This window comes from Stenotrophomonas sp. PS02300 (genome assembly GCF_029959395.1).
Lineage (GTDB): Bacteria > Pseudomonadota > Gammaproteobacteria > Xanthomonadales > Xanthomonadaceae > Stenotrophomonas > Stenotrophomonas maltophilia_AD.
In genome coordinates this window covers 1-11,449 of sequence record NZ_JASCOP010000130.1, presented here as the reverse complement: position 1 = coordinate 11,449, position 11,449 = coordinate 1, and the positions used below count along the sequence as shown (strand labels likewise).

Annotated in this window: 12 protein-coding genes; 11 read left to right on the top strand and 1 reads right to left on the bottom strand. The window is 67.2% G+C overall.

Annotated features, from left to right (window positions below; translation table 11 throughout):
* Positions 1–137: 137 nt before the first annotated feature.
* The gene (ppsA, locus tag QMX79_RS17550) at positions 138–2,516 is read right to left on the bottom strand and encodes a phosphoenolpyruvate synthase (RefSeq protein WP_282247892.1); all 2,379 of its coding nucleotides are present in this window, start codon (positions 2,514–2,516) and stop codon (positions 138–140) included.
* A 144-nt stretch (positions 2,517–2,660) separates the two neighbouring features.
* Between ppsA and QMX79_RS17545 the strand changes: the two genes are divergently transcribed.
* The 11 genes from QMX79_RS17545 to QMX79_RS17495 all read left to right on the top strand — a co-directional run.
* Positions 2,661–3,482: a pyruvate, water dikinase regulatory protein gene (locus QMX79_RS17545; RefSeq protein WP_282247890.1), complete on the top strand. Its 822-nt coding sequence runs from the start codon at positions 2,661–2,663 to the stop codon at positions 3,480–3,482.
* Positions 3,483–3,573: 91 nt separating this feature from the next.
* Positions 3,574–4,086 carry a DUF1249 domain-containing protein gene (locus QMX79_RS17540; protein WP_282247888.1) on the top strand — a complete coding sequence of 171 codons (513 nt, stop codon included), beginning with the start codon at positions 3,574–3,576 and terminating at the stop codon, positions 4,084–4,086.
* A gap of 61 nt (positions 4,087–4,147) precedes the next feature.
* Positions 4,148–4,636, top strand: coding sequence for an 8-oxo-dGTP diphosphatase (locus tag QMX79_RS17535; RefSeq protein WP_282247887.1), 489 nt, complete (start codon positions 4,148–4,150; stop codon positions 4,634–4,636).
* A 221-nt stretch (positions 4,637–4,857) separates the two neighbouring features.
* Positions 4,858–5,472 carry a phosphatidylcholine/phosphatidylserine synthase gene (locus QMX79_RS17530; protein WP_282247885.1) on the top strand — a complete coding sequence of 205 codons (615 nt, stop codon included), beginning with the start codon at positions 4,858–4,860 and terminating at the stop codon, positions 5,470–5,472.
* The gene (gene phaE, locus QMX79_RS17525) at positions 5,469–6,449 is read left to right on the top strand and encodes a class III poly(R)-hydroxyalkanoic acid synthase subunit PhaE (protein ID WP_282247884.1); all 981 of its coding nucleotides are present in this window, start codon (positions 5,469–5,471) and stop codon (positions 6,447–6,449) included. Before QMX79_RS17530 ends, phaE begins: the two co-directional genes overlap by 4 nt.
* Complete coding sequence (phaC, locus tag QMX79_RS17520) at positions 6,446–7,513, top strand: class III poly(R)-hydroxyalkanoic acid synthase subunit PhaC (RefSeq protein ID WP_282247883.1); 1,068 nt, start codon at positions 6,446–6,448, stop codon at positions 7,511–7,513. The genes phaE and phaC overlap by 4 nt, the downstream gene beginning before the upstream one ends.
* Complete coding sequence (locus tag QMX79_RS17515; protein WP_282247882.1) at positions 7,513–7,884, top strand: YfeK family protein; 372 nt, start codon at positions 7,513–7,515, stop codon at positions 7,882–7,884. Before phaC ends, QMX79_RS17515 begins: the two co-directional genes overlap by 1 nt.
* A gap of 87 nt (positions 7,885–7,971) precedes the next feature.
* Positions 7,972–8,178, top strand: a complete 207-nt coding sequence (locus tag QMX79_RS17510; protein WP_282247881.1) for a PspC domain-containing protein — start codon at positions 7,972–7,974, stop codon at positions 8,176–8,178.
* Positions 8,175–8,627 (top strand): hypothetical protein, encoded by a 453-nt coding sequence (locus tag QMX79_RS17505; RefSeq protein ID WP_282247880.1) that lies wholly within the window; start codon positions 8,175–8,177, stop codon positions 8,625–8,627. The genes QMX79_RS17510 and QMX79_RS17505 overlap by 4 nt, the downstream gene beginning before the upstream one ends.
* Before the next feature lie 131 nt (positions 8,628–8,758).
* Positions 8,759–8,974 carry a hypothetical protein gene (locus tag QMX79_RS17500; protein WP_282247879.1) on the top strand — a complete coding sequence of 72 codons (216 nt, stop codon included), beginning with the start codon at positions 8,759–8,761 and terminating at the stop codon, positions 8,972–8,974.
* A gap of 161 nt (positions 8,975–9,135) precedes the next feature.
* Positions 9,136–11,449: Tex family protein (locus QMX79_RS17495; RefSeq protein WP_282247878.1), on the top strand; the 2,314-nt coding region annotated here is incomplete at its 3' end.

Sequence of the window (11,449 nt, the reverse complement as noted above, 5' to 3'; positions counted from 1 at the left end):
GGTGTGAGCCGCATGGATGCGGCGACCAAGCCCCCATGGATGGGTTCACGGCGTCCCCCGCATACCCACCCCCGTCGGCCCCAACCCGGTACGTTCGCAGACGAAAAAAAACCCCGCCGGAGCGGGGTTTTTCGTTATCAGCCCTTGGCCTTCAACTTGGCCAGCCGCAGCCAGGTATCGACCACGGTGTCCGGGTTCAGCGACACCGATTCGATGCCTTCCTGCATCAGCCATTCGGCAAGGTCCGGATGATCGGACGGGCCCTGGCCGCAGATGCCCACGTACTTGCCCTTGGCGCGCGCCGACTTGATCGCCATCGACAGCAGCTTCTTCACCGCCGGGTTACGCTCGTCGAACAGGTGCGCCACGATCGACGAATCGCGGTCCAGGCCCAGCGTCAGCTGGGTCAGGTCGTTCGAACCGATCGAGAAGCCGTCGAAGATCTCCAGGAACTCATCGGCGAGCAGCGCGTTGGACGGCACCTCGCACATCATGATGATCTTCAGGCCGTTCTCGCCCTGCTTCAGCCCGTTCTGTTCCAGCACCTCGACGACCTTGCGGCCTTCTTCCAGCGTGCGCACGAACGGAATCATGACCCACAGGTTGTCCAGGCCCATTTCGTTGCGCACGCGCAGCACGGCCTTGCATTCCAGTGCGAAGGCGGCCGAGAAGCTCGGGTCGACATAACGGCTGGCGCCGCGGAAGCCGATCATCGGGTTCTCTTCGTGCGGCTCGTAGTTGCTGCCGCCGATCAGGTTGGCGTACTCGTTGGACTTGAAGTCCGACAGGCGCACGATCACCGGGTTCGGCGCCACCGACGCGGTCAGCGTCGCGATGCCTTCGGCCAGGCGGTTCACGTAGAAGCTGACCGGATCGGCGTAACCGGCGATCTTCTCGTCGATCTTCTTCTTCGTGGCCGCATCCTGGCGGTCGTATTCCAGCAGCGCGTTGGGATGGATGCCGATGTGGCTGGCAATGATCATTTCCAGGCGGGCCAGGCCGATGCCCGCGTTCGGCAGCTGGCCGAAGTCGAAGGCACGTTCCGGGTTGGCCACGTTCATCATGATCTTCAGCGGCGCCGGCGGCATGTTGCCCAGGTCCGTGGTGGTGCGCTCGAAGTCCAGCTTGCCTTCATAGATGAAGCCGGTGTCGCCCTCGGCGCAGCTGACCGTCACTTCCTGGCCATCCTTCAACACCTGCGTGGCGTTGCCCGAACCGACCACGGCCGGCACGCCCAGCTCACGCGCGATGATCGCCGCGTGGCAGGTACGGCCGCCGCGGTTGGTGACGATCGCCGACGCGCGCTTCATCACCGGCTCCCAATCGGGGTCGGTCATGTCGGCAATCAGCACGTCGCCCGGCTGCACGCGCGCCATGTCTTCCAGCGACTTGACCACGCGGGCCACGCCCGCGCCGATCTTGGCGCCCACCGCGCGGCCTTCGGCCAGCACCTTGCCGTCCTTCTGGTTAAGCGCGAAACGCTCGATCTGGGTGGCATGGCCACGCGACTTCACCGTTTCCGGGCGCGCCTGCACGATGAACAGCTTGCCGCTCACGCCGTCCTTGGCCCACTCGATATCCATCGGGCGGCCGTAATGCTTTTCGATGATCAGCGCCTGCTTGGACAGTTCCTGCACGTCCTCGTCGCTGATCGAGAAGGTGTTGCGGATCTCGACCGGGGTGTCTTCGATGCGGACGCGCTCGCCCGGGACATCCGAATACACCATGCGGATCGCCTTGCTGCCCAGCGATCGGCGCAGGATGGCGGGCTTGCCGGCGTTCAGCGTGGGCTTGTAGACGTAGAACTCGTCGGGATTGACCGCGCCCTGCACGACCATTTCGCCCAGCCCGAAGCTGGAGGTCACGAACACCACGTCGCGGAAGCCCGATTCGGTGTCCAGGGTGAACAGCACGCCCGACGAACCCACGCCCGAGCGCACCATCAGCTGCACGCCGGAGGACAGGAACACGTCTTCGTGCTTGAAGCCGTGGTGCACGCGGTAGGCGATGGCACGGTCGTTATAGAGCGAGGCGAACACTTCCTTGACCTTGTGCACGACATCGTCGGCACCGGTGACGTTGAGGAAGGTTTCCTGCTGGCCGGCGAAGGAGGCATCGGGCAGGTCTTCGGCGGTGGCCGAAGAGCGCACGGCCACGGCCACGTCGCCGCCGCCGTTTTCGTCGCACAGCTGCTTGTAGGCGCTGCGGATGTCCTGGTCCAGCTGCGGCTGCAGCGGGGCGTCGATCACCCAGCCGCGGATTTCCTTGCCGGCAACGGTGAGCGCGGCGACATCTTCCACGTCCAGCGTGGCCAGCTTGTCGAAAATGCGCTTGGACAGATCGTTGTGCGCGATGAAGTCCTTGAAGGCTTCAGCGGTGGTTGCGTAACCGCCGGGGACAGAAACCCCCAGGCCGGCAAGATTGCCGATCATTTCGCCCAGCGACGAATTCTTGCCGCCTACGCGGGCCAGGTCGGCCAGGCGCAGTTCGTGCAACCACAGGATATTCTCGTTCAAGCGCGATGCTCCGTTTGGCCATCGCCCGAGGCGGGCTTGGATGGCCACGTCCGTAGGAAGAAGCCGATATGATGCCGGGCATACCGCCGTCGGCACAAGCTTGTATCGGCGGCCTTTTTAAGCTTCAGAGGGGGTAAAAGGCGTATGTCGACGATCCGTCCGGTGTTTTACGTATCCGATGGAACCGGTATCACCGCTGAAACCATTGGGCATAGCCTCCTGACCCAGTTCTCCGGGTTCAGCTTCATCACCGATCGAATGTCGTTCATCGACGATCCGGAAAAGGCCCGCGAAGCGTGTGAAAGGATCCGCGCGGCGGGGGAGCGCTACCAGGTCCGGCCGATCGTGGTCAGTTCCTGCGTGGACAGCGGGCTGAGCATCATCCTGGCCGAGAGCGGCGGGCTGATGCTCGACGTGTTCGCCCCCTTCATCGAGCCGCTGGAGCGCGAACTGGCCGTGAACCGCCATTCCCGGGTGGGCCAGGCGCACGGCATGGTGGACTTCGAGACCTACCACCGCCGCATCAACGCGATGAACTTCGCGCTGACCCACGATGACGGCATCGCCATCAACTACGACGATGCCGACGTGATCCTGGTGGCGGTGTCGCGGGCCGGCAAGACCCCGACCTGCATCTACCTGGCCCTGCATTACGGAGTGCGCGCGGCCAACTACCCGCTGACCGACGAGGACCTGGAGCAGGACCGCCTGCCGGCCCGGCTGCGGCCCTACCGCAAGAAGCTGTTCGGGCTGACCATCGACCCGGACCGGCTGCAGCAGATCCGCCAGGAGCGCCGCCCGAACTCGCGCTACGCCAACCTGGAGACCTGCCGGCGCGAGGTGGCCGCGGCCGAGACCATGTTCCGGATGGAGCGCATTCCCACCCTGAGCACCACCCATACCTCGATCGAGGAGATCTCGAGCAAGGTGCTGACCACATTGGGGCTGCAGCGGGAGCTTTATTGAGCCACCGGGGGGTGGGGCGGGCCCGCGGGCACCCCTTTTGGCCGGTCCCTGCCGTCCCCACGTTAGATTCTTCAACGTGTAGGATCGACACATGGCCCAGGCATCGCCCCGCATCGAACGCATTCCCCGGCTCAGCCGCCTGAGCTGGCTGATGGGCCTGTATGCCGAGAATTATCGCCACCTGGTGCGGCTGTTCGAGCCGGCCGGGCTGGAACCGGGCAGCTACGTGTCCTCGGTGGGGGATGGCCTGGATGTGCGGCTTGACGTGATCGAATGCCACCCCTACACGGTCGAACTGCGCCTGACCTACGACTTCGCCGACCCGGTGACCGGCCAGCCCGACCCGTCGGCCTACGTACGCCTGTACCGCGATGCGCGCCAGGCCGAGACCACCCATTGCTACGTGGGCCGGCGCTGGCAGGACGTGGTGGGCATGTACCCGCCGCCGGCCGAGCTGATCAGCCACCGCATGCGCATGAATACCTTCCTGGGCAAATGGCTGGAATACCTGGCCGAGCGCGGCCATGGCGTGGCCACGCTGCGTCGCGACCGCGACGCGCTGCCGGCCCCGGCCGACACCCGCCGCGCCCAGGTGGCCGGCTGAGCGACCGGGCCGGCGTGGATCGCGCATAATCGGCGATTGTGTCCTGCGAGCCGTTGCCTCCATGCCCTATACCCCGATCGTGGCCACCCTGGGCTACGTGCTGTCGCCCGATGGCCGCAAGGCCCTGATGATCCACCGCAACGCACGGCCGGGTGACCAGCACCTGGGCAAGTACAACGGGCTGGGCGGCAAGGTCGAGCGCGATGAGGACGTGGCCGCCGGCATGCGCCGGGAAATCCAGGAGGAAGCCGGGATCGAGTGCGGCACCATGCGCATGCGCGGCACCATCAGCTGGCCCGGGTTCGGCAAGCACGGCGAAGACTGGTTCGGCTTCGTGTTCGTCATCGATGACTTCACCGGCACCCCGCTGACCTCCAACCCGGAGGGCACCCTGGAGTGGGTGGACGTGGACAAGCTGGAAACCCTGCCGCTGTGGGAGGGCGACCGCCAGTTCCTGCCGCTGGTGTTCGACGAGGACCCGCGCCCGTTCCACGGAGTGATGCCGTACCGCGACGGCACGATGCAGTCCTGGTCGTACACCCGGCTTTGACGATAGGCCCGGCTTATCCACAGGGGGTGTGGATGACCGGTGCGTAAGTTTGTGGATAACGCCCGGCAGCGACCAGCCCCCATGGCTGTCAAGATGGGTGGCTAAAAATTCGCCGCCGGTCAGCGTCGCGTGAGCACGGCGCGAAGGCCGGCGTCCGTGAAGGCTGTCGCGGTTCGGCCCGCTCGCGGTACTCTTTCGGCATTGCCGCCCACCGAGCTTCCATGAAACGTCACTTCACGATGCTGCGCGAGTTCCACCTGGCCGACTGGTTCACCCTGGCCAACGCGTTCTGCGGCACAGGTGCGGTGTTTGCGGCCATGCGCTACCTGCAGGACGGCGAGCGCAGCTACCTGCTGTTCGGCATGGCGCTGATCCCGCTGGCCTTCATCTTCGATGCGCTGGACGGGCGGATCGCGCGCTGGCGCAAGTCCAGCTCGACCCTGGGCCGCGAGCTGGACTCGCTGTCGGACGTGATCTCCTTCGGCGTGGCCCCGGCGGCGCTGGCGTATGCCTGTGGCATGCAGGGCGGCTGGGACTGGCTGGTGCTGAGCTACTTCGTCTGCTGCGGGGTGAGCCGCCTGGCCCGCTACAACGTGACCGCCGAAGCGCTGGCCGGGGAAGGCGACAAGGTGCCGTACTTCGAGGGCACCCCCATTCCGACCAGCCTGGCGCTGGTGGTGGTGCTGGCCATTGCCGCCAGCATGGGCGCGATCGGCCATGACCTGTGGCTCGGCCGCTGGCAGCTGGGTCCGTGGCAGCTGCACCCGCTGGTGCTGCTGTTCGCGCTGTCCGGTTCGCTGATGATCAGCAAGACCCTGCGCATTCCCAAGCCATGAGTACCGCGGGCGGCGGCCACGACGCAGGCGACTTCGAAGCGCTGGCCCGGCAGTACTTCAGCGCCTGGGGCGATGCGCTGCGGCATGCGGCGGTCCCGCCGGGTGGCGAACCCGCCGGCGCCGCGCCGGGCACCTGGCAGCAGACCATCGAAGGCTGGGCGCAGCTGATGTCCAACCCGGGCAACCGGCAGTCCGAAGACGCCGTGCACCGCTTCCGCGACCAGGCCGGCGGCTGGTACGGCACCATGCAGCAGGTGGCCGCGCGCTTCGCCGGCCAGGACAGCAGCAGCGCCGATATCGCCCAGGCGTGGCGCGAGGCCGTGGAGGGGCAGGGCGACGGCCTGCTCAAGTGGATGCTGCAGGGCGCGCGTGGGCACACCCAGGCTGGCGGTCCCGACCTGCTGGCGCTGCTGGAGCGGCTGCAGCAGGACGTCGAGCCGTGGTTGCAGAGCCCCGCGTTCGGCCCCGGCCGCGAACACCAGACCCGCTGGCAGGCGCTGCTGCGCGCCCAGCAGGAGTACCAGGGCCACGCCCGTGACTACGTGGACCAGATCAAGCAGGCGCTGGACGATGCGTTCGGCCTGTTCGAGCAGCGCCTTGCCGAGCATGAGCAGCCGGGCAACCAGCTGACCAGCGCGCGCGCGATGTTCGACCTGTGGATCGAGGCGGCCGAAGAGGCCTACGCCAAGGTCGCGATGTCCGAACCGTTCCAGCAGGTTTACGCCGCGCTGGGCAACGCGCAGATGCGCCTGCGCGGCGCGGCCCAGCAGGAAGTGGAGCGGATCAGCGAAGCGTTCGGCCTGCCGACCCGCACCGAGATGGATGCCGCGCACCGGCGCATCACCGAGCTGGAACGGTTGGTACGGCGCATGGCGGCAGCGGCGAAGCCCGCAGCGGACGCGCCGGCAAGCAAGGCCACGAAAAAGTCCACGAAGAAGGCCGCGCCCACCCCGCGCGCGCGCAAGGCGGCGCCATGAAGGGACCGCTCGGTTTCAATGCCGAAGACCTGCTGCAGGAAACGCTGTCAATGCAGCGCAAGCTGATGGACGGGCTGAAGCTGCTGCCGTCGGTGGAAGACGTGGATTACGGCGCCACCGCGCGCGAGGAAGTCTGGCGCGACGGCAAGGTCACCCTTTACCGCTTCGTGGGTGAGCAGGCGCCGGTGCAGCGCACTCCGCTGCTGATCGTCTATGCGCTGGTCAACCGACCGTACATGGTGGACCTGCAGGCCGACCGCTCGCTGGTCCAGCGCCTGCTGGCGCTCGGGCACGACGTGTACGTGCTGGACTGGGGCTACCCGGACCGCTCCGAGCGCTACCAGACGCTGGAAGACTACCTGCTGCGCTATGTCGATGGCGCCGTCGACCACCTGGTCGCCGCCAACGATGGCGCGCCGGTGAACATGCTCGGCGTCTGCCAGGGCGGGGTGTTCGCGCTGTGCTACGCCGCGCTGCGCCAGCCGAAACTGGCCAACCTGATCACCATGGTCACCCCGGTGGATTTCCAGACCCCGGACAACATGCTCTCGCACTGGGCGCGCCAGGTGGACGTGGACCTGCTGGTGGACACGCTGGGCAACATCCCGGCCGACCTGATGAATGCCAGCTACCTGATGCTCAAGCCGTTCCGGCTCAACATCCAGAAGTACGTGGGGCTGCTGGACATCCTCGACGACAAGGCCGCGCTGCAGGATTTCCTGCGCATGGAGAAGTGGATCTTCGATTCGCCCGACCTGGCCGGCGAGGCCTTCCGTGACTTCATCAAGCAGTTCTACCAGGGCAATGGCCTGATGCATGACGGGGTGACGATTGGCGAGGAGCATGTCGACCTGCGCCAGGTCACCCTGCCGGTGCTGAACATCTACGCCGAGCAGGATCACCTGGTGCCGCCGGATGCATCGCGCGCGATGGGCGGGCGGATCGGGAGCACCGATTACACCGAAAGCAGCTTCCGCGGCGGCCATATCGGCATCTACGTCTCCGGCCGCGCCCAGCGCGAAGTGCCCGGGACCATTTCGGCATGGCTGGCGGAGCGCAGCTGATGGACTTCCGTTGGGCGCTGGCACTGGTGGTCGCGCTGGGTGCCTTCAGTGGCAGCGTCACGGCAGCGCCCAGCGAGGCGGCCCGCCGCGAGATCGCCGCCCTGATCGGTGCGCTGGACGGTTCGTCCTGCCGCTTCCAGCGCAACGGCAGCTGGCATGATGCCGCCGAGGCGCGCGCGCACCTGCAGCGCAAGTACGATTACCTGCTGAAAAAGGACAAGGTGGACAGCGCCGAGCAGTTCATCGAGCGGGCCGCCAGCCAGAGCAGCATCAGCGGCAAGCCGTACCGGATCGCCTGCCCGGGGCAGCCCGAGCAGACCGCGGCGGCATGGTTCGGCGCGCGCCTGCAGGCGCTGCGGCAGCCGCGCTGAACCGCGGCCCCCGGCCCGCACCTTTCAACGCATCGGCTACACACCCCCTGCGCTACCGTTCCCCCATCACTGCTGGAGGATCCCGCCATGAACACCACCGTTCCCCGCACGCTGTCGCGCTCGCTCAACGACCGCATGATTGCCGGGGTGATGGGCGGCATCGCCCACCGTTTCGGCTGGAGCCCGACCCTGCTGCGCGTCCTGTTCGTGCTGGTGTCGCTGGCCTCGGCCGCGTTCCCGGGCATCCTGGTGTATCTGGTGCTGTGGCTGCTGATCCCCAACGAGGCCGATTGAGCCTGCCGCCACTGGCGCTGCGCGCGCTGCAGGGGCTGGGGGCGGTGTGGACCGCGCCCAACACCCTGATCGGCGTGCTGGGCGGGCTGGCCGGCATGTTGGCCGGCGCGCGCCCGTACTGGAGCCGGCGCGATTTCGCGCTGGTGTTCCGTGAGTACCCCTGGGGGCCGGGTGGGGCGATCACCCTGGGCAACGTCATCCTGCACACCGGCGCCAGCCTGGACATCCCCTGCCGGACCTATGCGCACCAGGCCGGACACTGCACCGAACCGGTGATCGGGCTGCATGACCACGAGCGCGCACATGTGTACCAGTACCTGGTGCTGGGGCCGTTCTACCTGCCGGTCTACCTGCTGTGCGGCGGGGTGAGCGCGCGCAACCCGTTCGAGCGCGCCGCGGATCTGTATGCGCTGCACGGCCACGGGTGGTGGCCGTTAAAAAAACGGTAAGCAACGCGTCTACAACGCGACGTCATCTGCATGCAAACAAACGTCATTAGCCTCCTGACACACCAGTCAGGTTGGGCGCGCTAAGCTGTGCCCCGAAGTACACGCATGACGTTTCTGGAGGAACACATCACATGGCAATCGTTCTTTATGTCGGTGGTAGCAAGGATGGCGACAAGGGCCTGGTGCCCCACGGCTTCACCAAATCACGTGCAGATACCGACATCGGCCCGGAGATCTACACCGAGCGCTTCATGGAGCTGCAGGGCCTGGGCAGGGTCCGGGTGATGGCGCTGGAATCCCTGCAGGACGAAGCAGTAAAACTGCGCACGGCGCAGCTCTGCCGGTGACGTGTACCGACCAACGGTCGGCACCTACCGTCTGGCAGGTGCGCGGGTAGATGCCGACCGTTGGTCGGCATGGGCATTTTTCGGGAATGTCAACGGGTTTCCCCCGCCGCCCTGCGTTGCCACAATCGGTGCTTTCCGCATAGTGGCTTCGGCCGGACGCAATGCCAGACCTCAAGCTCGCCCAGCAGATCGCCCAGACCATCGCCGATGAAATCGGCGCCCAGACTGCCCAGGCGCATGCCGCCATCGCCCTGCTCGACGAAGGCGCCAGCGTTCCGTTCATCGCCCGCTACCGCAAGGAAGTCACCGGCGGGCTGGACGACACCCAGCTGCGCAACCTGGAAAGCCGGCTGACCTACCTGCGCGAGCTGGAAGAGCGCCGCGCGGCGGTGCTGGCCAGCATCGACGAACAGGGCAAGCTCAGCGACGAACTGCGCAACGACATCCTGGGCGCGGACACCAAGTCGCGCCTGGAAGACCTGTACCTGCCGTACAAGCCCAAGCGCCGTACCCGCGCGCAGATCGCCCGCGAAGCCAGGCTGGAACCACTGGCTGACGGCCTGCTGGGCGACCCGGGGCTGGACCCGCAGGTGTTCGCCGCCGGCTTCGTCGACGCCGAGAAGGGCGTGGCCGATACCAAGGCCGCGCTGGAGGGCGCACGCGCGATCCTGATGGAGCGCTGGGGTGAAGACGCCGCGCTGGTCGGCGAACTGCGCGCCTGGCTGGGCGAGCACGGTGTGATCCGCGCGCGCGTGGCCGAAGGCAAGGAAGAGCAGGGCGCCAAGTACCGAGACTACTTCGAGCATGCCGAGGGACTGGCGAAGATTCCCTCGCACCGCCTGCTGGCGCTGTTCCGCGCGCGCCGCGAGGACATCCTGTTCCTGGAACTGGACCCGGGCAGCGATGCCGACGCCGGCCATGTGTATGCCGAAGGCCGCGTGGCGGTCAAGGCCGGGATCCGCGATGCCGGCCGCCCGGGCGACCGCTGGCTGCTCGACGCCTGCCGCCTGACCTGGCGCGCCAAGCTGCACATGCACCTGCTGCTGGACCTGTTCAACCAGGCCCGCGAAAAGGCCGAAGCCGAGGCCATCGCGGTGTTCGGCGACAACCTCAAGGACCTGCTGCTGGCGGCGCCGGCCGGGCCCAAGACCGTGCTCGGGCTGGACCCGGGCATCCGCACCGGCTGCAAGATCGCCGTGGTGGATGCCACCGGCAAGCTGGTCGCCACCGACACCATCTACCCGCACGAACCCCGCCGTCAGTGGGACCAGTCGCTGCAGACCATCAAACAGCTGTGCATGAAGCACAACGTGGAACTGATCGCGATCGGCAACGGCACCGCCAGCCGCGAAACCGACAAGCTGGCCGGTGAGGTGATCCAGGCACTGGGCGAAGCCAGGCTGCAGAAGATCGTGGTCAGCGAAGCGGGCGCCTCGGTGTATTCGGCCTCGGAGTTCGCGGCCAAGGAGTTCCCGGACCTGGACGTGTCGATCCGTGGCGCGGTCTCCATTGCCCGCCGCCTGCAGGATCCGCTGGCCGAGCTGGTCAAGATCGAACCCAAGGCGATCGGCGTGGGCCAGTACCAGCACGACGTTGACCAGTACCGACTGGCGCGCGCGCTGGATGCGCGCGTGGAAGACTGCGTCAACGCGGTGGGCGTGCACGTCAACACCGCCTCCGCGGCGCTGCTGTCGCGGGTGTCGGGGCTGTCCTCGACCGTGGCCGAGAACATCGTGCGCCACCGCGACGAGAACGGTCCGTTCAAGCGCCGCAAGGACCTGCTCAAGGTGCCGCGCTTGGGCGACAAGACCTTCGAACAGTGCGCCGGCTTCCTGCGCATCGCCGACGGTGACCAGCCGCTGGATGCCTCGTCGGTGCACCCGGAAGCGTATCCGGTGGTGGAGCGCATCGTGGCCGCCACCGCGCGCCCGATCAAGGCCCTCATCGGTGATGGCAGCTTCCTGCGCGGCCTCAAGGCCGAACAGTTCACCGACGCCACCTTCGGCGTGCCGACCGTGCGCGACATCCTCAAGGAACTGGAAAAGCCCGGCCGCGACCCGCGCCCGGAGTTCAAGGCCGCGCGCTTTGCCGAGGGCGTGGAAGAGATCAAGGACCTCAAGCCGGGCATGATCCTGGAAGGCGTGGTCAGCAACGTGGCCGCGTTCGGCGCGTTCGTCGACATCGGCGTGCACCAGGACGGCCTGATCCACATTTCGGCGCTGTCCGACACCTACGTGAAGGACCCGCGCGACGTGGTCAAGGCCGGCGACATCGTCAAGGTGAAGGTGCTGGAGGTCGATGTGGCCCGCAAGCGCATTGCCCTGACCCGGCGCCTGGACGACAGCCCGGCCCCGGCCAAGGCCCCCGGCGAGCGCGATGCGCGCCCGGCCGGTGGTGGTCGGCGCGATGGCGGTGGTGCCCGGCCGGGCGGTCGTGGCCCGGCCCCCGGCCCGCGCCCGGGCAGCAGTGCGCCGC